General features: G+C 57.6%; 22 protein-coding genes. 12 read left to right on the top strand and 10 right to left on the bottom strand.

Annotation, left to right across the window (positions count from 1 at the left end):
* Window positions 1–103: 103 nt before the first annotated feature.
* From ACSOSP_RS20115 to ACSOSP_RS20145, 7 genes are all read right to left on the bottom strand, one after another.
* On the bottom strand, window positions 104–988 hold the full coding sequence (locus ACSOSP_RS20115; protein WP_455312649.1) for a LysR substrate-binding domain-containing protein: 885 nt from the start codon (window positions 986–988) through the stop codon (window positions 104–106).
* Between the two features lie 745 nt (window positions 989–1,733).
* Window positions 1,734–2,027: a DUF1330 domain-containing protein gene (locus tag ACSOSP_RS20120; protein WP_455312650.1), complete on the bottom strand. Its 294-nt coding sequence runs from the start codon at window positions 2,025–2,027 to the stop codon at window positions 1,734–1,736.
* An 80-nt stretch (window positions 2,028–2,107) separates the two neighbouring features.
* A complete protein-coding gene (locus ACSOSP_RS20125; RefSeq protein WP_455312651.1) occupies window positions 2,108–2,596 on the bottom strand; it encodes a DUF3331 domain-containing protein in 489 nt (162 codons plus the stop codon).
* 270 nt (window positions 2,597–2,866) lie between these two features.
* Window positions 2,867–4,015: an HPP family protein gene (locus ACSOSP_RS20130; protein ID WP_455312652.1), complete on the bottom strand. Its 1,149-nt coding sequence runs from the start codon at window positions 4,013–4,015 to the stop codon at window positions 2,867–2,869.
* A gap of 115 nt (window positions 4,016–4,130) precedes the next feature.
* Entirely contained in the window at window positions 4,131–4,892 is a 762-nt protein-coding gene (locus ACSOSP_RS20135; RefSeq protein ID WP_455312653.1) for a carboxymuconolactone decarboxylase family protein, read from the bottom strand.
* 351 nt (window positions 4,893–5,243) lie between these two features.
* A complete protein-coding gene (locus tag ACSOSP_RS20140; RefSeq protein ID WP_455312654.1) occupies window positions 5,244–5,669 on the bottom strand; it encodes an organic hydroperoxide resistance protein in 426 nt (141 codons plus the stop codon).
* Window positions 5,670–5,730: 61 nt separating this feature from the next.
* Window positions 5,731–6,441, bottom strand: coding sequence for an SDR family NAD(P)-dependent oxidoreductase (locus ACSOSP_RS20145; protein WP_455312656.1), 711 nt, complete (start codon window positions 6,439–6,441; stop codon window positions 5,731–5,733).
* Between the two features lie 521 nt (window positions 6,442–6,962).
* On the opposite strand from ACSOSP_RS20145, the gene ACSOSP_RS20150 reads away from it, so the two are divergent.
* The 4 genes from ACSOSP_RS20150 (at window position 6,963) to ACSOSP_RS20165 (ending at window position 12,231) form a co-directional block, all read left to right on the top strand.
* A complete protein-coding gene (locus ACSOSP_RS20150; protein ID WP_455312657.1) occupies window positions 6,963–8,774 on the top strand; it encodes an FAD-dependent oxidoreductase in 1,812 nt (603 codons plus the stop codon).
* A 348-nt stretch (window positions 8,775–9,122) separates the two neighbouring features.
* Entirely contained in the window at window positions 9,123–10,100 is a 978-nt protein-coding gene (locus ACSOSP_RS20155) for a LysR family transcriptional regulator (RefSeq protein ID WP_455312658.1), read from the top strand.
* A gap of 435 nt (window positions 10,101–10,535) precedes the next feature.
* On the top strand, window positions 10,536–11,417 hold the full coding sequence (locus ACSOSP_RS20160; RefSeq protein WP_455312659.1) for an alpha/beta fold hydrolase: 882 nt from the start codon (window positions 10,536–10,538) through the stop codon (window positions 11,415–11,417).
* A 289-nt stretch (window positions 11,418–11,706) separates the two neighbouring features.
* Complete coding sequence (locus ACSOSP_RS20165) at window positions 11,707–12,231, top strand: YceI family protein (RefSeq protein WP_455313736.1); 525 nt, start codon at window positions 11,707–11,709, stop codon at window positions 12,229–12,231.
* Between the two features lie 88 nt (window positions 12,232–12,319).
* Here ACSOSP_RS20165 and ACSOSP_RS20170 read toward each other — a convergent pair whose 3' ends face one another.
* Window positions 12,320–13,261 (bottom strand): LysR family transcriptional regulator, encoded by a 942-nt coding sequence (locus tag ACSOSP_RS20170; RefSeq protein WP_455312660.1) that lies wholly within the window; start codon window positions 13,259–13,261, stop codon window positions 12,320–12,322.
* An 82-nt stretch (window positions 13,262–13,343) separates the two neighbouring features.
* On the opposite strand from ACSOSP_RS20170, the gene ACSOSP_RS20175 reads away from it, so the two are divergent.
* The 3 genes from ACSOSP_RS20175 to ACSOSP_RS20185 all read left to right on the top strand — a co-directional run bounded on the left by ACSOSP_RS20175 (window position 13,344) and on the right by ACSOSP_RS20185 (window position 15,409).
* Window positions 13,344–14,267 carry a carbon-nitrogen hydrolase family protein gene (locus tag ACSOSP_RS20175; protein WP_455312662.1) on the top strand — a complete coding sequence of 308 codons (924 nt, stop codon included), beginning with the start codon at window positions 13,344–13,346 and terminating at the stop codon, window positions 14,265–14,267.
* A gap of 49 nt (window positions 14,268–14,316) precedes the next feature.
* A complete protein-coding gene (locus ACSOSP_RS20180) occupies window positions 14,317–14,910 on the top strand; it encodes a pyridoxamine 5'-phosphate oxidase family protein (RefSeq protein WP_455312664.1) in 594 nt (197 codons plus the stop codon).
* A gap of 130 nt (window positions 14,911–15,040) precedes the next feature.
* Window positions 15,041–15,409 carry a nuclear transport factor 2 family protein gene (locus ACSOSP_RS20185; RefSeq protein WP_455312666.1) on the top strand — a complete coding sequence of 123 codons (369 nt, stop codon included), beginning with the start codon at window positions 15,041–15,043 and terminating at the stop codon, window positions 15,407–15,409.
* Window positions 15,410–15,508: 99 nt separating this feature from the next.
* Here ACSOSP_RS20185 and ACSOSP_RS20190 read toward each other — a convergent pair whose 3' ends face one another.
* Window positions 15,509–16,393 carry a LysR family transcriptional regulator gene (locus tag ACSOSP_RS20190; RefSeq protein ID WP_455312668.1) on the bottom strand — a complete coding sequence of 295 codons (885 nt, stop codon included), beginning with the start codon at window positions 16,391–16,393 and terminating at the stop codon, window positions 15,509–15,511.
* 269 nt (window positions 16,394–16,662) lie between these two features.
* Here ACSOSP_RS20190 and ACSOSP_RS20195 point away from each other — a divergent pair, with 269 nt between their 5' ends.
* The 3 genes from ACSOSP_RS20195 to ACSOSP_RS20205 all read left to right on the top strand — a co-directional run bounded on the left by ACSOSP_RS20195 (window position 16,663) and on the right by ACSOSP_RS20205 (window position 18,852).
* Window positions 16,663–17,550: an NmrA family NAD(P)-binding protein gene (locus tag ACSOSP_RS20195; protein ID WP_455312669.1), complete on the top strand. Its 888-nt coding sequence runs from the start codon at window positions 16,663–16,665 to the stop codon at window positions 17,548–17,550.
* A 67-nt stretch (window positions 17,551–17,617) separates the two neighbouring features.
* Window positions 17,618–17,905, top strand: coding sequence for a hypothetical protein (locus ACSOSP_RS20200; RefSeq protein WP_455312670.1), 288 nt, complete (start codon window positions 17,618–17,620; stop codon window positions 17,903–17,905).
* Between the two features lie 59 nt (window positions 17,906–17,964).
* Window positions 17,965–18,852 carry an NmrA family NAD(P)-binding protein gene (locus ACSOSP_RS20205; protein ID WP_455312671.1) on the top strand — a complete coding sequence of 296 codons (888 nt, stop codon included), beginning with the start codon at window positions 17,965–17,967 and terminating at the stop codon, window positions 18,850–18,852.
* Between the two features lie 89 nt (window positions 18,853–18,941).
* On the opposite strand, the gene ACSOSP_RS20210 is transcribed toward ACSOSP_RS20205, so the two are convergent.
* Window positions 18,942–19,682 (bottom strand): SDR family NAD(P)-dependent oxidoreductase, encoded by a 741-nt coding sequence (locus ACSOSP_RS20210; RefSeq protein ID WP_455312672.1) that lies wholly within the window; start codon window positions 19,680–19,682, stop codon window positions 18,942–18,944.
* Between the two features lie 121 nt (window positions 19,683–19,803).
* Between ACSOSP_RS20210 and ACSOSP_RS20215 the strand changes: the two genes are divergently transcribed.
* Window positions 19,804–20,694 (top strand): LysR family transcriptional regulator, encoded by an 891-nt coding sequence (locus tag ACSOSP_RS20215; RefSeq protein WP_455312673.1) that lies wholly within the window; start codon window positions 19,804–19,806, stop codon window positions 20,692–20,694.
* An 80-nt stretch (window positions 20,695–20,774) separates the two neighbouring features.
* A complete protein-coding gene (locus ACSOSP_RS20220) occupies window positions 20,775–21,311 on the top strand; it encodes a hypothetical protein (RefSeq protein ID WP_455312674.1) in 537 nt (178 codons plus the stop codon).
* The last annotated feature ends 33 nt before the right edge of the window (window positions 21,312–21,344 follow it).

Genomic DNA, 21,344 nt, shown 5'->3' on the forward strand with positions numbered 1-21,344 from the left:
CAAGCTTTCCAGAACGGATGAGCGGTTTCTGACGATAGGGGTATCGTCAAAATAGATACCCTGGAACCGAATTTCGCTTAGCCACGACATCGCGCCTTGTACGCTACGCCGCTGCCATCAAAGGTCCAAACTCCAGGCGCGCGACCTCGACGAAAGCATGCATGGCGCTCGACATGTAAGCGTCATGCCGGCGCACGAAAAGCGTCTCCACCTGTGCTTTCTCAGGCGAGATCTCGTGGATGGAAACGATGCCCTGCCGCGCCGCGCCCGCGACTACGCCTCGCGGCAGCAACGTGATTCCGACACCAGCCGCAACACACGCAATGATTGCGTCCAACGAGCCGAACTCGAGCGTCGTCACGATAATCCCCATCTCTGCGAGCAGCGCTTCCAACTGCCGCCGATACAAGCAGCCCACGCGGAACACAATCGTCTTCAGGTCCGGGATTGACGTCAAAGACGCCGGCGAGTGTATGGTCCTAGGAGTCACCAGCACCAGTTCTTCATGGAGAATCGTTTCGCTGTGAAGCTCCGGGTGGTCAAGAGGACCTGCTATGAACGCCCCATCCAGACGACATTCCGCGACATCCACCGCGAGGCTGCAGCTTGTTCCAGTCGTCAGCGACAGCCTGACCTGCGGATATCTCCGAGCGAAGTTGCTCACTATGGGCGAGAGCCGCAGCGCCGCAGCGGTCTCCATGGTTCCCAACACCAGTGAACCGCTTGGAGGACCATCGTCCATGGCGGCCACGCGCGCGTCTGCGACAAGCTTGGCGATTCGCGCCGCGAAGGGCAGCATGCGTTGACCCGCCGGGGTCATGCTCACGCCCCGGACATGCCGCCTAAAAAGCGCAACGCCAACTTCCCTTTCCAGTGAGCGGATCCTGGCCGTTACGTTGGACTGGACAGTATGCAACTCTAAGGCGGCCCTGTTCATGCTTCCGTGGCGAGCAACTGCTTCAAATGCCTTGAGGTCTGCAACATCCATAACACTGTCCCATCAAAAAAATCGCCTTCATCAGCGGTGACTGTTTGCTTTTGATACCGGCCCAATGCACCCCAGGCGGTGCGCATCGAAGGTGCGGTCAATGCGCGTACGCGAGCCAAAGGTAACGTCGACATTCGCGCCGTGCTCGCGAAGTGCGGCCTGTAGCCTGATGGCGCGATACAAGCGCACGAGCCATACACGTGATAGCCGGATTGCGAACGCTTGCAGGATCGTTCCTCCGATCACAGCGCACCCGAGGCCGGAAAGTGCGGCTGGCACCTTGGTGAGGAGTTGAGTCGGCCCGGGTGCATCGAACGCCAGGCGAATGCACGCGGAATGTCCGGCAAGTCATCGGCTGAGCGGCCGGCGCTGCTGCCACAAGTCGTCGCAACGGACGCGCGTTGCGGATTAGAGTTCATGCGAATAGCCTGATAATCTCGAGAGACGCCATGACGTTTCCGTCGTGGTCGGGATAGCCGCTATTCTGGATGACCTTCGACGCGAAATTATTGCGCTCGGTCGCAATTCAGTTGTTCCTGTGGGTCACCCCAAGCAACAGCGCCGCGCATGCGTTGCTCGGGCTACGGACACGTGTTCCCACTGCTTCGTTTATTCTTCGCGTGTTGTCACCGGCATTGCGACCCCAGGACGTACGCGATGCAGTTGCAGAGACCGGCGTCGAGCCGATGCATGATGTCGGTGCGACAACGCTATCGACTGTCGTCGCACCGTCTGAGACCAGGTTCTACTCCGAACCTTCGACAATCCGAAAATCCCGCTCCACAGCGTCGCCGAGTACTTTTAGCGTAGCCTGGTAGGCATCGCCTTCAAACGTCGCGATTGCCTGTTCGATGCTATCGAATTCGACAACGACAGTACGCTCAGCGATGCCTGCACCATGTGCCAGCTTTGCAACGCCACGAACCAGAATACGTCCGCCGCCACTGGCAATCGCCGGCGTGGCGAGTTTCGAATACTCAGCGAGCTGATCCGGCTTCAGCACCTTGCGATATGACACAACCCAATACCCTTTTGCCATTTTCATCTCCATAGTCATTTGCGCCGCTTCGGTCCGTCAAGCTCTTGACGGGCCAAACTGCGGCTTCTGCCCACCATCATCTAATCGTTTTCAACGCGGCAAACTATAAGTTCGTAAGGAATATCCGCGGAACTCGAGCATGCGCCGAGGATCACAGAAGTCAAAATCATTTCGCTTGCATTCAACGGCGCGTCCTTACCCGATCGCCGTGGGCGGAAAACAGATTGCCCTCTAAGTATGCGCTCCCCGCTGACCGCACAACGCCCGCTCCTTGGAGCGCCTCCCATCCTCCAAACCTGTTCGGCATAGTTGAGTGATGTAGGGTCGTGCCACGACAAAGAGACCGCTGAGGCCGACAGGCGTTCGAGAATTCGAATAGTTGCACATGAGTCTCTGGTATTTCGCGCTGCCCATTCGACCTTGCCCCTGCTTGCCCTTGTCAGCAGGGATATTCGGCCACGAATCTGATCGAAATCTTCGTCGTTGCAATCGCTCGGTTTTGGTCCAGAACAATTGCTTAGCATTGCAAGAGTCTGCGCCCACGGATCCAGCTGAAATTCGTGCTTCATCTTGAGCTCACGGTCAAAGTGAGGCGGGGGTCCCGCGAACCGCGCCCCGTGTTGATCACTGCGCGAAATAAGCGACGCCGTAACAGGCACCGCGGCCAGTAGAAACTGTAAGGTTCAAGACGTCGCTGAATATAGGTCGCCTCACGAACAACACCTTTTGCGCGTGGTTAATAGAAACGTTGCGCGCTTGCCGATTCAATCTCACCACAGAAATATGGCCGCCATCGCGCGCGACTTAGGCGCTGGCCACGCGTGAACGTCAGTATTCGGTTAGGAGACTTTGCGTTGAATGTCCGCGAACGCCTGACTGTGCTTATAGAGGCCAGAGACAACATCGGCTTGGGTCATCATCCCGACCAGCCGGCCGTGGGAGTCAACAACCGGTATGTGGTGATGCCCGTGCTTCGCGAACATCGGAACAACCGTGACAAGTAACGTTTTGGCTTCGACAGTTTCCGGTGTCACCGTCATCAGGCTATGGACCAATGTTTCCTGGTCGCCGACAGTCCAGGACTCAAGACGCGGACTCCCTCCCTCAGCAATGCCTGTGGTTTCTTCAAGTCTGCGAACATCCGCCCGAGTGACAATGCCAATGACCCGGCCCGATTCGTCGGTTACCGGAAGAGCTTTAATGCGGTGTCTAAGCAGAATGTCACGAGCTGTGTTCAATGAGGTCTTCGGTGATATGCAGATGACCGGACGTGACATGACGTCACCGCATGTCAGCCCGCTAAAGCTGCGAACGTAAGCCAGCGTCTGTACTTCCTGCAGCAACGAGGCGAGATCATCGGTGTCTATATCGAGGAGTTCTCCGCGTCGACGCAAGGCGGACTCCAGCTCATCGCGGGAGATCTCCCGACGTGCCCTGCCCGGGTTATTTATCGCATTGCTCTCGTGGTTAGCATGAGGATAACGGTGACCGGTGAGCGCATGATAGGCAATCGCGCACGCCAGCATGATCAAGGATTGCACCGCGATGGGTGCCAGCACGTAGCCGTATCCGAGCGAGTGAATGCCGGGCCCTCCCAACACGGCCGTGAGTGCAACGGCGCCTGAAGGAGGATGCATGCATCTAAGCGTAAACATCGCCCACAGCGCAAATGCGATCGCGGCAGCTGCCGCTAGTACCGGGTCAGAAATGATTTGCGAACAGGTCACGCCAATCGTGGCGGAAATCAAATTTCCGCCAATGAACGACCACGGCTGAGCGATCGGACTTGCCGGCACGGCGAAAAGCAGGACCGCCGACGCACCCATAGGCGGGACAAGGAATGGAACGAGTCCACTGCTTTGGCCGAAGCTGCGTATCCCTATCCCGGTGATCGCTATGCCAATCAATGCTCCTGCGCACGAGCGAATGCGTTCGGACCAGCTTACTGGGATGGATGACGGAATGAGCCGGTTAAGCCAGTCGATCATGCGATATTCCCACGCCTACGGAAAGCGGTGGACTGCACGGGCGCAATTCCAGACGCCTGACAAGCTGCGGAATCCGCCCGGAATCGAAAAAATACGATCGACCTGCCATCAAAATTTACGCACCCCGCGCAGACGCGATTGCTTCTTCAAGCATCGGAGTACCAATCAATGCGCCGTGAATTCCGATAACGCTCGCTATCTCGATAGTCTCGATGATTTCCTCGGCAGTTGCCCCATGGTGAAGTGCATTACGCATGTGGATTTTGATGCCCGGCTTGTACAGGTGTGTGGCGGCGAGATCGAGCGCACAAAGCACAAGCTCCTTGACCTTCGGCTCCAGAACACCGTTGCGCCACGGAACCGAGGAAAATTCGAGGTACGCCTCGAAGAAATCCGGATCGAGTTCCAGCGTCTCGTCCCATGAGGGATCCCAGTACCCCTGCACTTCGGTGAAATGCCGCTTCAATTCTTGCCGGCGGTTATCAGCAGGCCCTGCCGGCTTTCCGAGACCCTCTTCCTGAAGCACCTCGGCAAGGATCGGCATGGCCACATTCGAAGCGTGAATACCGACCGTACTGGTCAGTTCAAGCACTTCCATCAGTTCTTCACGAGTAGCGCCAAAATCCACCGCCGCTTTCAGATGCATCTGGATGCCGGGGGCAAAGAGATGGGTCGATGACGCATTCACGGCAATGTAGATAAATTCCTTGACCTTGTCCTCCAGATGGTTGTGCCACAGCGGCACCGCTGAGAGTTCAAGGTAAGCATGCAGAAAATCACAGTCGGTGCGAAGAATACTCTCCCATTGCGGAGCCCAGGTATTGCGCACGCGAATGAACTCGTCCTTGATCGATTGCTGTCTGGCAGTTAGCGTCATCACTTCTCCTTTAAGGATAGACATACATAGTCTGACTAACCGTTAGAGCGGCCCGCGCTTACCCGGTGTTTCAGGGAAAGCCCATCACATCGTCTATGCGGTCAGGAGCATGATCGAGGTCATACGCTCGCACTGTTTAGTGCGCTCGACAAGCGAAGGGAAAATATACGGCTATCTGTTTGACAGATAAGGCTGCATCGGCACCGAACGAGGCGTGTAGATTGCACCACACTGCGCATGGAAATAGCGTAGGCGCGCTGCCTGTGCTTCACTTGGAAGGCGGACTGGCAATCAACGCCTACGGCACGGAAGCGACACGACTAGCCAGGCAGCTCATGTCTGGATTGCAGCTTAGACGAGCGTGAGTGTCACGTCGATGTTGTTACGCGTTGCGTTTGAATAGGGGCACACAATATGCGCCCTGTTTATCAAGTCCTGAGCCGCTTCGCGTGCCATGCCCGGCAACGATATCTTCAACTCGACTTCGATGCCGAAGCCATTGGGAATGACGCCGATGCCCACTATTGCGTTGACCGACACATCAGCCGGGATAGCGATTTTGTCGCGCGCAGCAACGAATTGCATCGCGCCGATAAAGCATGCGCTGTAACCGGCGGCAAAAAGCTCTTCGGGGTTTGTGCCTTTCTCGCCTTTACCACCCAATCCCTGCGGCCTCGTCAGCCTCAAGTCCAGTCCGCCTTCCGGTGCAACGGCGCGCCCTTCCCGGCCTCCGGTAGCCTCGGCGTGCGCACGGTAGAGAACGTTTTCAATCGACATTGTCAGCTCCTTATTGATGAATCAAATAGCGGGCGCAACCAGTGGCACGCCCGTAATGCCCTTAGTGCCCAGCGCTCTGGCCGCCGTCGACGTGGAGGATCTCACCCGTCACGAATGGCGCCGCATCCAGATACAGGATCGCGTTGACAATGTCGCTCATCTCGCCCATGTGGCCGAGCGGATGGAACGCGCCCAGCGCCTCGTGTGTTTCGGGGGCATGCATGGGTGACTTGATTATGCCGGGGGCAACCGCGTTCGCACGGATACCGGACTTCGCGTATTCGATGGCGAGGGACTTCGTGGCCGCGTTCAAGCCGCCCTTCGTCAGTGATGCCAGGACAGACGGCACCTTGCTGTTGGCGTGATCGATCAGGCTGGTGGTGATGCAAACCACATGGCCGCTCTTGTTCTTCTCCATTTCAGTGATCGCCAACTGCGTGATGTAGAAGAAACTGTTCAGATTCACGCCCGTCACCGCGGCGTAGTCTTCAGCGGTGTACCCGGTGAACGGTTTTGCGATAAAGACACCGGCGTTATTAACCAGCGTATCGATGCGGCCAAAGCGCGCCACGCCCTCGGAAATCACGCGCCGCGCCGTCGCCGGGTCAGCGATGTCTCCAGCGACCGTCACGATGTTGGGATCTTCCGACGGTTTGATGCTGCGTGCCGTTGCGACAATGCGATAGTTAAGCGCCCGGAATGCTTTGACGGTCTCGGCTCCAATGCCTTGCGATGCGCCAGTAACGACTACGACCTTTTGCGACGTGCTCATGGAAAACCTCGAATATTGGATTCGGCTATCTCGCCGACCGGGCCGGCGGCTCCGATGCGTGCCTAATCTAGGTGTATTTATGCTTCGAAGAAATACCCGCCATGGACAAACTATTTGTCGCGAGCGGAACAAATCGGATCACGGCTCGACGAATCAAGTCGACAGACGAAATATCGCGCGGCGCATGTGGCATGTCACTTTGCTTAAATCGACGCGAGTCCCGAGTCAGATCAACTGTATTGAGACACCCAGACTATTTGGCTGGATTGATACCAAGATTGTCGATGGAGACAGTAGTCGCCAACGCATTCTGTTTGTACAGTATGGCTCTCCGCATGAACCGATCACGCGGACACAGGAGAGCGAAGATGATCAGGAACGCCCTGGTGGCGCACGCCGATAAAATGTTGGCAATTCCCCTGTCGATCGAATCAATCGACGTCCTGGCCATGAAGAATCAGCTGACCAATGATCGTTTTTCCTGACGCTGCACGCGGTGCAAGAGCGGCGCGAACTCGACCATGACCTCCGATACGAAGAGTGGCGAGACATATGACCCACTGCCTCATCGCGGGCGATCCGTCGATGGCGAAGAAAAGCCGCCGGCCCTGGAAAATCGCGCGCTACAGAAAGGCAGCGTCGCTCCTGAGGATTACGAAACTGTTGAGGCGGCGCAGCGCACCCAGATAGAACGGCGCGTGTACCAGATGTATCCCCGTTTGACTGAGGCACGAATAGCCAAAGCCGCCCGCTTCGGGACGACGGAGCAATGGAAAGCCGGTGATGTTATCTTTCACGCGGGGGAACCGAGCGATGGCATGAGGATCCTGACCCGCGGGACGGTGCATCTGATCGTACGAAACGGGTTTGGGGAGTCACGGCTCTTCCGGGAGGTGGCCGACGGCCACTTCCTCGGCGAAACGGCAACGCTAAGCGGTAAGCCATATCTTGTCGATGCGATCGCCATCACAGACGTTGACCTGATCCTTGTCCGGCCTGAGCGACTCCGCGCGCTTCTGATTGCAGAAGCTCAGCTTGGATCGGAGATCATGCGCGCGTTCATCCTCAGGCGGGTTGGGTTGATCCAGGATGGCAGTGGTCCAATCCTGATCGGTTCCTCCACCGACCCCAAACTTATTGCACTTGCGGACCTGCTGCGACGGGTCAATCATCCGCATCAGGTGCTGGATCCGGCAACGAACGAGAAAGCTCGCGAGTTCCTTTCGAGAACACAGTACGCAAATGGACAGATGCCCCTCGCCGTTCTGGTTGATGGCTCGGTGCTGCAAAGTCCCGATGAAAAACAACTGGCCTCAAAGCTGGGTCTTCTTCGCGGCTTCGACGAGTCACAGACCTATGACACGGTGATTGTCGGCGCCGGTCCAGCCGGGCTTGCTGCTGCAGTGTATGCCGCGTCCGAAGGATTATCCGTGCTGGTGTTCGATTCAAAGGGGTTTGGCGGGCAAGCCGGCGCAAGCTCGCGAATCGAAAATTACCTTGGATTCCCAACCGGCATCTCCGGTCACGTTCTGGTGAGCCGCGCGTTTGAGCAAGCCGTCAAGTTTGGCGCAGAGATCGTCATGCCGACTGGAGTGGCAAGACTGCACTGTAATTCGTCACCCTTTCAGATCGAACTCCGCGATGGCAGACGCGCCCATGCAAAGACGGTTGTCATCGCAACCGGCGCAGCCTATCGCCGCCCTCAGATTCGCGGGCTTGAGGAGACATCCATTCGTGGCGTCTGCTATTGGGCGTCGTCGATCGAGGGTCGACTCTGTCAAGGCTCGGAAGTCGTGCTCGTGGGAGGCGGAAACTCTGCCGGTCAGGCAATCGTCTTCCTGGCGAGCTATGCGGCGCACGTCCACGTGCTGATTCGCCGCGAGAGCCTGCGCGAAACGATGTCAAGGTATCTGATCGATCGCATTGGCACGTTTGCCAATGTCACCATTCACCCCAGTTCGACGATCGAGTCCGTCCTGTCTGACGAAGACGGTTTGACGGAAGTTCATTTCCGGACCCGCCAGAATCAAGCGCACATATCGACGCGTCATCTCTTCCTTTTTACCGGGGCGGACCCCGCCACGGGCTGGTTGAGCGAGTGTGGAGTAGAGGTCGACGACAAGGGGTTTGTTACAACCGGATGCACCGACTCACTCGGGCGGCCTGCACGATCCGCTTTTCAGACAAGCGTTCCAGGAGTCTTTGCGATCGGTGACGTGCGTTCGACGTCGATCAAACGCATCTCGTCGGCTGTGGGGGAAGGCGCTGCTGTCGTATCCGGGATCCATTCGCTCCTAAGCGCCGAAGTGACGGCCGCTGTCGATAAGTCGTAGGAACTTCAACACGCGAATGCAAAAGAACCGATGCTTGGAAAGTACACCGCAGAAGCTGTGCCATCCCCCGTCCGGGAAAGTCTGTGCGCTGGTCGGGAACGTGGGCGCCTCGATATCAAAGCGTGCATTCCACCGGGGTCCGGTAACGGCTGTTTGCTATCTATTTCCACGATACCCGTATCGCCACAAATCGCCTATGCGTTGTGGAAACATTGTTAATCTATTTGCTACCTGATACGTCAACAATCCGAACGTGCGAACGCCGTTATAGCGTGCGCCGGATTTTTATATCCGCGACAAGTCCAGTCAGGGGACGTTCGCCTTGTGAATTTATCAGCGAGGTAGGAGATGGACCAGCTATACATGTTGCGGGCGTTCGTTGCAGTCGTACAGCATCGAAGCTTCAGCAAGGCTGCCGCGTCATTAGGCGTAACCACCAGCTCGATCTCCAAAGCCATCGCCAAGCTCGAAGAGAGCACCCGGACGCGGATCCTGCATAGAACAACCCGATCCGTTTCGGTGACAGATGCGGCACAGTCGTACTATCTGAGTTGCCGCCGTCTCCTTGAAGAGCTTGACGAAGCAAATCGTCGAATCATGCAGGAGCGTGAAGTCGACAGTGGCAGGTTGCGACTTGTTGTGCACCCAATGCTGATGAGCAGAACCTTCGCCAGACTTGCGTCGAGCTATCAGGCTATTGCTCCCAACGTGAACCTCATGGTTTCCGTTCAGGAGGAAGCGGTGAACCTGTATGACGGACAGTTCGATATGGCGATTCTTCCACCTCATCTTCTGGAGCAGTCTGCGGTAATTCGCCGTACGCTGTCCAGGTCACCGCACATTTTTGTCGCCGCACCTGCTTATCTTGAGCGATGCGGTATACCCCAAGCCGCTTCGGAGTTGGCCGGCCATTTCCTCCTGCTGAACCCCACGTCGATGCACAAAGGCATGGATTTCATCGATCTGCTGGAAAACGGCAAGACAGTGAGCGTGCTTCCCATGTCGTCCATGAACGGTAACGAAGCTCTGCTTCGAGCAGCAGCGCTGACGGGGACCGGCATCGCGACCTTACCTGAAGCCATGGTTCGTGAAGATATTGCCATAGGGCATCTCACGCACATCTTGCCTCAGTGCTCCACGTCGGAAGGTGGCGTCGAGATATGTCTTTTCTACGCGCACCGCGAACTGCTTCCTGTGAGACTGAGGACTTTCGTCGATTTCTGCACCAACTTTTTTCGCACGGTTCCCCCCCATATCCCCAATTCGATGGCGACGGTTTCACAACGCCTGGACCACGACGTAGATCACGTGCTAATAACAGTCTGAAATTTGGGCGACAGAGTCGTTCAACGGATACTGGTCATGCGTTATGTGCTGACGAAACCTTCAGTGTGTCAGCGCCGCTCGTGCAACTTGATACCTTCATTTAGTTCGGACTGGAAATTACATTATCACGTGGAGTGGCGGCCTCTTGTGCCACTGAGGGTCTGAGTCGACAGAACCAACCTGGTCTACCCCAGCGCGAAGATAAAGATTCGAATGGCGGTATTGATACCAAGATTGTCGATAGAGAGATTGTTCCCGAGCGTACTCTGTTTGTATAGTCTCACTCCGGAAGTCGCCTTGCTCGCGCAGCTTAAGGCAAAGCCAGGAAAGGAGGACGCGCTGGCGGCGCACCTCATTCAGTCGCAATCGATCGCTGTGCCGCTGCGCGGCAATCCGCCAATCCCCGACAACTAGAAGCAAAGATGGAGCACACAGATGAGCGAGCATGTCTATGAAGACGGGATTTATCCCTTCCCGGCTGTGATGCAGACGCGGACGATCGAAACCAACGGTACGTCCATCCATGTGCGGGTCGGCGGTCATGGTCCAGCGGTCGTCATGCTGCACGGCTTCGGCACAACGGGCGACATGTGGGGTCATCTGGCGAGCGCACTCATCGAAGACCACATGATCATCGCGCCCGACCTGCGGGGGTTGGGCCTCTCGGCGAAACCTGACGGCGGCTACGACAAGAAGAATCAGGCGGCGGACGTGTTGGGCGTCCTGGACGCGCTGGGTGTGGATACGGCCGAATTGGTGACGCACGATATTGGCATCATGGTCGGCTTCGCGGTTGCCGCCACCCAGCCCGAGCGCGTGAACCGATGGGTGGCGATCGATGCGCCGCTGCCCGGCGTCGGACCCTGGGATCAGATCACCCAGGATCCAGCCATGTGGCACTTTGGCTTCGGTGGTCATGACATGGAGCGCCTGGTCACCGGCCGCGAGCGCATCTATCTCGACCGCTTCTGGAACGAACTTTCTCGTGACCCGAAGCGGTTTGATGAAGCGAAGCGCCAGCATTATGCGGCGCTTTATTCACAACCCGGCGCAATGCGAGCGGGCTTTGCCCAGTTCCTGGCGTTCAGCCAGGATGCGGCCGACAACAGGACGTTCCTTGCGCAGGGCAAGCTTCAGATGCCGGTCCTGGCCTTGGGTGGCGAAGCTACATTCGGCCCCTTGATCGGCTCGGTGATACGGTGTGTCGCCGATAACGTCGAAGATGTGATCATCCCGGATTGCGGGCACTGGATCACGGAAGAACAGCCGGCTGCGACGACAAAACTTGTCGTCGACTTCCTGCATCGCCGTTCGTGAGTTAGCTGGCAATACGTAGTGCGGCGTGTTGAGGATTGTGGATGACCGCAGCGGTGACCACAAACCGCTTGACGCGACAGCTATTGCGATCTTCTTTGTTATTCATTCAATAATCCTAATAAATATCCAGCGACTCGTACGGTCGCCTTTCGTTTAATTGGAGCATGCGCGTCAGCGCTGTTCAAGTTAGCAGCGGGCGCAAAGCGGCCCATCATCGACACTCAAGGAGTCTGATTTGAACAAGCACCTGATTGCATCTGGCGTTCTCGCGCTGATCGCGGGATCAGCCATGGCGGCCCCGACGACATACAACCTTGATCCGAGGCACACCTATCCCAGTTTCGAAGCCGACCACTTTGGCGGGATTTCGGTGTGGCGGGGCAAGTTCACGAAAAGCAGCGGCGTCGTGACGCTTGACGTCGCGGCGAAGACTGGCACAGTCGACGTGTCGATTGACACCGATTCAATAGACACCGGAAATGTGCCACTTGATACGAAGGTGAAGTCCGCTGATTTTCTCGATGTCAGCAAGTACCCGAGTGCGATATTCAAAAGCAGCTCGCTTCGCTTTGACGGTGACACGCCGGTCGAAGTCCTGGGCGACTTCACGTTCCACGGGGTGACCAAACCGATGACGTTGAAGATCGATACGTTCAAGTGCTTCGTCAACCCGTTGCTCAAGAAAGAAGTGTGTGGCGCGGAAGCCAGCGCGCAATTTGACCGCGCTGACTACGGCGTGAGCTGGGGCACCAATTACGGTTTCAAGACGCTGACTCGCTTGCAGATTCAGGTTGAAGGCGTGAAGGCGGATTAAGCTGCAGGCGGCCATCGACAAGCCACCCGATGGCCCCACACGAACAGCGGTAGTGACGGGCCGGCAACAACGCGGCAGCCAACAAATTTCATTCGGGAGATTGCCTTGGCGCTAACCCAAGCATCGCGAACGACTCCACCACCGCTTGCTGGACCGCCAGGACTGCGGATTCGCGCGTCCTGATCGAGCGCCATCCCAACTCGACCGGATACTTGGGCAGTGCAAGCGGACAAGGCAGCAGACGCAATCCGGTGATCCTGGATATCGCTGCTGCCGCGTGCCTCGGTATAGTCGCTATGGCGTCCGATCCATGGAGTAAGTAAGGTAGCGCAGCGAAATGCGTCGTCGATGCGCAAACAATCCTCTTTCGCCCGATGTTCGCGAGCCCTTCGTCGACAATTCCTACTACGCCTCCGGACGACACGAGGATATGCGGCCGGGCCACGTAGTCCTCTAGTGTCAACTCCCCCTGCTGGTCTGAGAGCGATGCGGGGTCCACCAGACAGGCATATTCCCCTTCGCCTAGCGCCTGTCGGCTCAACCCTCGCGACGACAATCCGCCTGAGGCAATGGCGAGATCTATTTGCCGGTTGAGCAGCGCATCGGCAACAATGTGGCTGTGTGTCTGCCTGAAGATCAAGCGTAGCCCCGGTGCATTTTTCGCCACGGCGCCCATCACCCGATGTCCTACAGCCATTTCGAAGTCATCGGACATACCGATAGAGACTGAACGGCCTCGGTAGTTGCTGGTGTCGTCTACCGTTATTGCCAGTGATTGCCGGCATCGGTCAAGTGCGTCGGTGACAAGGGGCTTCAATTCGTCAGCTCGAGCGGTCGGCGCCAGACCTCGCCCGGTCCGTGTGAAGAGAGCATCCCGATAGACCTCGCGCAGCCGTCTCAGCGCCGAACTGACTGCCGGCTGAGTGAGCTCCAGCCGGATCGCTGCCCGCCCCGCTCCGCCTTCTTCATAAAGGGCCTCGAACACCTTCAAAAGGTTGAGGTCCATCTCGACGATATCAATTCGGCTCATATCACTTATACAGGGAAGGCAGTTGCTTCATTCTATCGGTCTGCCATGATCAACACATCCCTTACAACGTGTGGAGCAGGAAATGCCAAAATCGATCGTCGCCGCGCTTCAACTTGGCTCGTCCCCGTCCGGCAAGGCCGACACGCTCGCGGAGATCCTGAGCTATGAACAACGAATCATCGATTCAGGCGCGAGCCTCGTTGTCATGCCCGAAGCGCTCCTGGGCGGATACCCGAAGGGCGAGATCTTCGGTACGCGACTGGGTTACCGGTTGGCCGAAGGACGTGAGGCGTTCGCACAGTACTTCGCGAACGCAATTGACGTTCCGGGCGCGGAGACCGACGCTTTGGCTGACCTGTCCCGTCGAACCAACGCGAGTCTGGTCATTGGTGTTATCGAACGTGCAGGCAGCACGCTTTTCTGCACTGCACTATTTTTCGATCCGCAGGACGGCTTGGTCACGAAGCACAGGAAGTTGATGCCAACCGGCACGGAGAGGCTCATCTGGGGCCAAGGGGACGGTTCGACTTTGCCGGTCGTCGACATGCCAGTGGGCCGCGTAGGAGCGGCGATCTGCTGGGAAAACCACATGCCCCTGCTTCGCACGGCGATGTACGCCAAGAACGTGCAGATCTGGTGCGCGCCGACCGTCGACGAGCGTGATGTATGGCAAGCCTCGATGCGTCACATTGCGCACGAGGGACGTTGCTTTGTCATCAGTGCATGCCAGGTTCAACCGACGCCCCGTGCTTTAGGCGTGGAGGTGCCCGGATGGGACAGCGATCGTCTGCTCATTCGAGGAGGCAGCGTGATTGTCGGGCCACTGGGAGAAATCCTTGCAGGCCCCCTGGTCGGTGAGTCCGGACTCGTTGTCGCGAATGTCGATACCGACGAACTGGTACGCGCGCGCTACGATTTCGATGTGGTTGGCCACTATGCACGCCCCGATATCTTTTCGCTGCATGTGGATGAACGTGCGAAAAAAACAGTTGAATTCCAGCGTTGATGCTTGATCGGGGTAACCCGCTATTACGGGTCCACTCAAACGAGGGTGAATGATGAGTTTCTACCACGCAGGAAGTTCGGAACTTCAAGAGCGGTTCGATGGGACACGCCTGGCGAAACGTCTCGAGGACGTCCGTGTACATCACGAGTTCTGGCCCGACGAGATCGACCAGATAAACCGGGCACATTTTTTCTTCCTTGCGACTACCTACGGCGACAACGTGGACTGTTCGTATAAGGGTGGAGAACCCGGTTTTGTGCGGGTGACGGGCCCCAGCACGCTCGAGTGGCCTGACTATGACGGCAATTCGATGTATCGCTCCCTGGGCAACATAAAGCTGAATCCGAACGTTGGCCTGCTCTTTGTTCCGTTTGATTCAGTCTCGCCACGCTTGCGCATCAATGGAAAGGCCAGCTTTGTATTTGATCGGGACCGGGTAGCGGCCTACCCGGGAGCCAAGCTGATCGTCCGCGTTGACTGCAGTTTTATCTATAAGAACTGTCACCGCTACATACCGAAGATGGAACTGCTTGATTCATCGGTCTATTCCCCGAAGGACGACTATTCTCCACCGGAGCCGGAGTGGAAGTCCCGTGACTACGCGCACGACGTTCTGCCCTCCGTCGCAAGATCTCATGCCTGACTGCAAAGCTCAAGACGGCATTGTCCTAAACACATTATTCCGTGCAGCTGGCTCCGCCGCGACTCATCGCGATCAGAGTTGAATTTTTAACCCCCGAAACCAAAGGAAAGCCAATATGAGTATCGAGAGAATGCCCGCGCTTGTCGCGTCCGTTGATCTGTATTTTCAAGCGCTGCATGAGTGCGATCTGGATAAGTTCGACCGAGTCTTCCACTCGAGTTGCAACTTGTTTGATACCGACGACGGAAAACTGACTGTCGTTCCGATTGCCGATTACCGCCGCGTCATAGCAGAGCGTGTATCGCCAATGAGCAAGGGGCAAGCGCGCGACGACGCGTTGATCTCGGCGGACTTCCTATCAAACGGCATGTCAGTCACCAAGGTTCGCCTGCGCATCCATGACAAGGTTTTCATCGATCAATTGAGCTGGGCGTATGTCGACGGTTCCTTTATGATCGTGGCCAAGTTGTGGCACGACATCACAATCGCTTCCGCGTAATAGCCATCGCCCGGAAACGCCAGTCCAATTGATCTGCGCTCGCGCCTTTCAGATTCTTGCTCGAAAGGCGCCTGCGTTAATTTGACGGTGCCAACACGATTACTGCTTGCGAAGTTCCTCCGTAATAAATTCAACGAATGCTCGCGCCACTTTCCGCGCAGAGCGCCCCAGCGGGAAATAGGCGTGCACAGGGAGCCCTGCCGTCTTCCAGTCAGCGAGAATAGCCACAAGCGATCCGCGACTCAACTCATCCTGACAACCCCAAAGCGGCGCCGATGTAATTCCGAGACCGCCCGTCGCACACGCGATGGCGCCTGCGATCGAATTGGTCGAGATATTCGGATGAAGTTCGACGTTGACTTCCTTGCCGTCCCGCTCGAATTGCCATGAGGCCGCCCGCGTTGCGGCCGGACCTCCAACAATCCTGTGTTGCAGCAGGTCATCCGGTACCAACGGCATGCCGGTGCGAGCGAAATAAGCAGGAGACCCAACGATCACCCGTGGGATGGTCGTAATGAATTTCGATGTTCCCGACGCGTCCGGCAGGTTGCCGACGCGCAAGCCGACATCCACCGCCTCGCGCACCATGTCCTGCCATCTGTCATCCAGCAGCAGTTCGACGTGGAGATTGGGGTGGCGTTCCGTGAAGGGCGATAGACGCGGCATGACCACGCGAAGGCCCATGGTGGTCGTCATGCCCACGCGCAACAAACCCCGAAGTTCGCCGCTTTCACGGACGCTGTTTTCCGCGTCCTCCAGCGCCGCCAAAATAGGCTCCATCCGGGTCAGGAACTCCGTACCGGCTTCCGTCAGCACGACCGCGCGCGTACTGCGTGTCAATAGCTTCGCGCCCAGACCGTCTTCCAGATCAGCGACCATTCGAGACACTTGCGACTGGGCAAGCCCGAATTCGCGTGCCGCCGCGGAGAAACTGCGTAGGTGGGCAACGCGTGAATAAAGCTTCAGGCTCAGGATGTCTTTCACGAATCCGTTCCCTATATCGTGCGACGACTTCAACCGTGGCGCGGCCCATCCTGGCGGCCGCCAGCGTGTCATTGATGCTGGTTCAGCATAAATATTAGCAAAAACCAACGGCTACCGCCCGCTCCCGGCAAGCCCCATTCTTCATTCACCGGCAGCGAAGTGCTTCATATCACCAGCACCTCAGGCCGCTTTCACCGCTTGGACCGCAGTGAATCAAGCAGGTGAATCGACATGCAAGCAACCCTCTCTAACGCAAAAGGATGATTATCATGAACCGCAAAGTACTGATTACCGGCGCGACAGGTGACACGGGCCGCGCCGCCGTCAAGGAATCTATCGACGCCGGTCTGACGGTGCGCGCGCTGGTGCGCCGCATCGACGAACGCTCAGCCGCTCTCGAACAGCTTGGCGCACAAGTCGTGGTGGGCGATCTGCAGAATATTGATGAAATCCGCGCCGCCATGGAAGGCGTCGATGCCGCCTACCTGGTGTATCCGGTCGCGCCGGGCCTGATCACAGCGACCGCCTACTTCGCACAAGCCGCCCGGGAAGCGGGTGTCTCCACCATCATCAACCTCTCGCAACGCTCGGCGAGCCGCACGTCGAACAGCCCTTCGTCGAAGGATCATTATGTTGCCGAGCAACTGCTCAGCGCGTCCGGACTCAACGTCATTCATCTTCGCCCGACGTACTTTCTCGAGTGGCTTTTCTACCCGTGGCAGCTCCCGCTCTTCCTCGATAAAGGCGTCTTGCGCCTGCCGGTCGGCAAAGGCCGACATGCCGCGATTAGCGCGGAAGATCAAGGCCGGGTGATCGCCGCCTTGCTGAAAAACCCGGCGGCCCACATTGGTCAGACTTATCCGCTCTTCGGACCGGTCGAAATGGATCATGAACAAATGGCGGCGGAACTCAGCGAGGCACTCGGCCGCAAGATCGTGTTTGAAGATATCTCGATTGACGAATATCGCCGCTCGATGGAATCGGTGGGCGTGCCGGAATACATCGTCAAGCATCTGGTTGCCGCAATGGACGACTATCAGCGCGGTGTGATGTCAGGCATGAACGACAACGTCGAAAAGCTGACCGGCCGCAAGCCGATGAGCGTCAAGGAATTTGCACGGGCTCATGCCGACCGGCTGAATCCGAAGGCAGCGTAATCGCATAGCCCTTAGCATCCATGCGATGCAGCACACCAAACCAAACTCTTTTTATACTGGAAAAATCATGAAAGTCATGGCCGTTGGATCGCTGGTTCCCCTCACCCCGGAACAGCTCAAGCATTACATGCCTACTGAAGTTCCCGCCACCTTGCAGTTGTACCTCGACGGTAAGATGGAGCAGTTCTGGATGCGGGAAAATGGTGTCGGGGTAATTTTCCTGATGAGCGTTGATTCGGTCGACGAGGCGGATCGCCTGCTCAAGGCGCTACCTCTTGGCGTCGACAACCTGCTGAGCTTCGAGCTGTATCCGATTGTTCCGCTCGCGCCCCTTGGCACGCTGATCGGGCACTAGGTCGCACGACCGGGTTTCTGAAGAACATCATTCAAACACATTTATTTAGGATTACTACCATGTCGACAGTATTAGTAACCGCCGCATCCGGCGATACCGGCAGACCGACCGTTGAACGGCTGCTTGAAAAAGGCTTAAGCGTGCGAGCGTTGGTCAGGAAGGACGATCATCGGGCGCAGAAGCTGCGTGATCTGGGGGCGGAAGTGGTCTTCGGCGACATGCTGAGCCTGCGCGATATCCGCGCCGCCATGCAGGGTGTCCAGCATGCTTACTTTTGCTATCCGTTAGCGGAAGGTCTGGTCGAGGCGGCGGTCATCTTCGCTCAGGCGGCGAAAGAGCAATCCGTCGAGCTGATCGTGAACATGTCGCACAAGCAGTCGCGTCCTTATGCCCGTAGCAAGGCAACGCAGAACCACTGGCTCTCCGAGCAGATCTTCAACTGGTCGGGCGTGCCGTCAACCCACCTGCGGATCACGTTCTTTGCCGAATGGCTGCTATATATCGCGCCGATGATCAGGTACGGCCGCTACATCATGCCGTTCAGCAAGGAAAGCCGCTTTGCGCCAATAGCCGGCAGCGATATTGCCAAGATCGTCGCCGGGATCATCGCGAATGCCCCGGCGCATGCCGGCAAGGTCTACGCACTGCATGGACCAGTGGAGTACAGCCATGAAGAGTTGGCGGCCGAAGTGAGCCGGGTGCTTGATACACCAATGCAATACGAACACGTTACGGTGTCGACGTTTCTCGAGACCTTCGGCCTTGAAGATGCCATCGCCATGCGCAAGCACTTCGAGGCGGTCACCATCGACCAGCAGGAAGGTCTGCTGGCGGGAACTGACAGCATCGGCAAGGAGATCATCGGCGCTCCGCTGACGACGGTGGAACAGTTCATCGCGGCGAACCGGTCGAAGTTTGTACTCGACTATCCGGCAACGGCAGCTTGATTGCATGACCGATGCGAGGGTGCCCGCTGGCAGGTGGTTGAAGGCCTTCAGCAACTTCGCTGAACGGTCTTGTCCAGGACCCTCAGGGCTCAGACCTGGCCGATGCCGCCATCGGCCATCAGATCCGCACCCGTCACGTACGAACTCTGGTCGGACGCGAGGAAGAGCGCCGCGCTGGCAATCTCCTCAGCCCGGGCGATCCGACCGATCGGGACCATGCTGTGGTACATCTTCACCAGATCCTCTCGTGTCTCAGTCTGAGAGTCGAGAATCGGGGTATCGGTTACGCCGGGACTGAGCGTATTGACGCGAATGCCGCGATCCTTGAATTCCGCAGCCCAGGTGCGGGCATAGGAACGCAGCGCCGCCTTGGTCGCCGCGTAGGCGGTGTGGCCAGGAATACCCATGCCGTGCATGGCCGATGAAACCAGAATGATCGACCCGCTACCTGTCATCAGCGGCAGCAGCTTCTGCACGAGGAAGACGGGGCCGCGGGCCATGAGGTTGAATGCCTTGTCGAAATGCTCAGGTGTGAGGGCGTCGATCGAGGCCTGCTTGGTAAAGCCCGCGTTCGATACGATAATGTCGACGGCACCCTTTTGCTCCCTTACTGCCGCAGCAACGCGGTCGAGGTCATCGAGGTTCGCAGCGTCAGCCTGGAGTGCCGTGACGTTGCGTCCGATCAGTTCGGCGGCCTCGTCGAGCTGTGCTTGCCGACGGCCGAAGATGAAGACGTGAGCGCCTTCGGCAACAAAGCGCTGGGCGATCGCTAAACCGATACCGGTCGTGCCGCCGCTAATGACGGCAATCTTGCCTGTGAGAGTGGACATTAAAACCTCTGCCTGTTCGTGAACGACAGGAAGATGGTAATTGCCGTTCCCGTCGATGATAATCCGCGGATTTCTTATAAGGTCTATTCTTAAAGAGAATGGGTCAAACGAGAGGAACGCAATGGATCGGTTTCACGAATTGAACGCCTTCATCGCCGTTGTCGAAGCGGGCGGTTTTTCTGCCGCGGCGCGTAGAACCGGCGATTCGCAGTCCGCTATCAGTAAGTCCGTCGGCGCGCTGGAGAAGCGTCTCGGCGTGATGCTATTTAACCGGAGCACGCGCAGCGTGACCCTCACGGATCAGGGGCAGCGGTACTACGAGCTGACAAAACCGCTGGTCGACGAGATGGACGAAGCCGACAGCGAACTGACGAGCGCTACGCTTGAGGTCTCGGGTCAGATCAGGATCGCCGCATCCGCCACTTTCGGTCGCCTCCACGTACTTCCACTCATACCCGACCTGTTGTCACTCAACCCCGGTCTTCAGGTAGATATGATTCTTTCGGACTCCATGCGAGATATGGTGGAAGACCGGATTGATCTGGCGATCCGGGTAGGCCCCGTCAACGAACCGGACGCGGTCGTCAGGCGCGTGGCCAGCACTCCCCTCGTATGCGTCGGATCCCGTCGCTACTTCGAGCAACGCGGAATACCAAAGACCCCCGCCGAGCTCGTCGATCACAATTGCCTGCTCTACGGCGGCCTGATGGAATCAGCGGATTGGCCGTTTGTCGGGCCGAAAGGTCGATTCAGCGTGTCCGTTCGAGGCAATCTTTCGTCCAACAGTGTCGAAACGATCCGGGCCGGTGTCCTGGCCGGTGTTGGGATTGGCCTGTTCGCCGGTGTCTCTCTTGCCGATGAACTCGGGCATCCGGACGTGATCTCGGTTCTCGACGAATTCATAGCCGACGCCCGCGACATAAGCCTCATCTGGCCAAGACGCCGGTATGTACCGGCGCGCGTGCGCCGCGTGACCGACTTTTTTGCTACGGCTCTCCCACAGCGTGTTTAGGCGAACGCAATCAATCAGCGCACCAAAGTCCGGATAGCCGAAAGACGCGAAGCGTCGCGGATCATCGACGCCATCGGCAAATGGCGGTGATCGCGGGTCCTGCACTTGGCGGGCTGTCCTACGCGCTGGGTCCAGGTGTCGCCTACGCGGGCTGCGGCCTCGCATTTCTGATGGCGATGGCAGCACTCGCTGCGCTCGGTGGCCGCAAGCCCGTACCGGTTCACACCGATCTGCCAACGGGGCGCATCGCGCGCATCACTGAGGGCATCGGGTTCATCCGTTCCCAACCGATCGTGGTCGGCGCCAGTGACATGGTCAGTGTCAACATTCGCTCGTCCCTGGTCCAGCTGGCGACCCCTGACGCCATGCGCAGACGGGTCTCGGCGGTCAACATGCTGTTCATCGGTGCTCCAAGCGAACTCGGGACCTTCGAGTCAGGCGTCGTCGCTTCAATGTTCGAGACTGTTGAAAGTGTCGTCTTCGGTGGCATCGGTACGTTCTTTGTCGCGGCGATATGGATGGCAGCATTTCCCGCGCTCAGGAAGGCCGACCGTGTTCACACGCTCACACAAGCGTCCGAGGCATGCTGCGAGCCAGTGGCAGACAGCTTGATCTAAGAGACGCGCACGCTGCTGAGCGTCGGCGACATC

The sequence above is a fragment of the Caballeronia sp. KNU42 genome (genome assembly GCF_053760385.1).

What these genes read in the sequence shown, in the direction of transcription:
- ACSOSP_RS20115 (WP_455312649.1), bottom strand. Translation starts at nt 988, where the DNA reads ATGGATGTTGCAGACCTCAAGGCATTTGAAGCAGTTGCTCGCCACGGA.
- ACSOSP_RS20120 (WP_455312650.1), bottom strand. Translation starts at nt 2,027, where the DNA reads ATGGCAAAAGGGTATTGGGTTGTGTCATATCGCAAGGTGCTGAAGCCG.
- ACSOSP_RS20125 (WP_455312651.1), bottom strand. Translation starts at nt 2,596, where the DNA reads ATGAAGCACGAATTTCAGCTGGATCCGTGGGCGCAGACTCTTGCAATG.
- ACSOSP_RS20130 (WP_455312652.1), bottom strand. Translation starts at nt 4,015, where the DNA reads ATGATCGACTGGCTTAACCGGCTCATTCCGTCATCCATCCCAGTAAGC.
- ACSOSP_RS20135 (WP_455312653.1), bottom strand. Translation starts at nt 4,892, where the DNA reads ATGACGCTAACTGCCAGACAGCAATCGATCAAGGACGAGTTCATTCGC.
- ACSOSP_RS20140 (WP_455312654.1), bottom strand. Translation starts at nt 5,669, where the DNA reads ATGTCGATTGAAAACGTTCTCTACCGTGCGCACGCCGAGGCTACCGGA.
- ACSOSP_RS20145 (WP_455312656.1), bottom strand. Translation starts at nt 6,441, where the DNA reads ATGAGCACGTCGCAAAAGGTCGTAGTCGTTACTGGCGCATCGCAAGGC.
- ACSOSP_RS20150 (WP_455312657.1), top strand. Translation starts at nt 6,963, where the DNA reads ATGACCTCCGATACGAAGAGTGGCGAGACATATGACCCACTGCCTCAT.
- ACSOSP_RS20155 (WP_455312658.1), top strand. Translation starts at nt 9,123, where the DNA reads ATGGACCAGCTATACATGTTGCGGGCGTTCGTTGCAGTCGTACAGCAT.
- ACSOSP_RS20160 (WP_455312659.1), top strand. Translation starts at nt 10,536, where the DNA reads ATGAGCGAGCATGTCTATGAAGACGGGATTTATCCCTTCCCGGCTGTG.
- ACSOSP_RS20165 (WP_455313736.1), top strand. Translation starts at nt 11,707, where the DNA reads ATGGCGGCCCCGACGACATACAACCTTGATCCGAGGCACACCTATCCC.
- ACSOSP_RS20170 (WP_455312660.1), bottom strand. Translation starts at nt 13,261, where the DNA reads ATGAGCCGAATTGATATCGTCGAGATGGACCTCAACCTTTTGAAGGTG.
- ACSOSP_RS20175 (WP_455312662.1), top strand. Translation starts at nt 13,344, where the DNA reads ATGCCAAAATCGATCGTCGCCGCGCTTCAACTTGGCTCGTCCCCGTCC.
- ACSOSP_RS20180 (WP_455312664.1), top strand. Translation starts at nt 14,317, where the DNA reads ATGATGAGTTTCTACCACGCAGGAAGTTCGGAACTTCAAGAGCGGTTC.
- ACSOSP_RS20185 (WP_455312666.1), top strand. Translation starts at nt 15,041, where the DNA reads ATGCCCGCGCTTGTCGCGTCCGTTGATCTGTATTTTCAAGCGCTGCAT.
- ACSOSP_RS20195 (WP_455312669.1), top strand. Translation starts at nt 16,663, where the DNA reads ATGAACCGCAAAGTACTGATTACCGGCGCGACAGGTGACACGGGCCGC.
- ACSOSP_RS20200 (WP_455312670.1), top strand. Translation starts at nt 17,618, where the DNA reads ATGAAAGTCATGGCCGTTGGATCGCTGGTTCCCCTCACCCCGGAACAG.
- ACSOSP_RS20205 (WP_455312671.1), top strand. Translation starts at nt 17,965, where the DNA reads ATGTCGACAGTATTAGTAACCGCCGCATCCGGCGATACCGGCAGACCG.
- ACSOSP_RS20210 (WP_455312672.1), bottom strand. Translation starts at nt 19,682, where the DNA reads ATGTCCACTCTCACAGGCAAGATTGCCGTCATTAGCGGCGGCACGACC.
- ACSOSP_RS20215 (WP_455312673.1), top strand. Translation starts at nt 19,804, where the DNA reads ATGGATCGGTTTCACGAATTGAACGCCTTCATCGCCGTTGTCGAAGCG.
- ACSOSP_RS20220 (WP_455312674.1), top strand. Translation starts at nt 20,775, where the DNA reads ATGGCGGTGATCGCGGGTCCTGCACTTGGCGGGCTGTCCTACGCGCTG.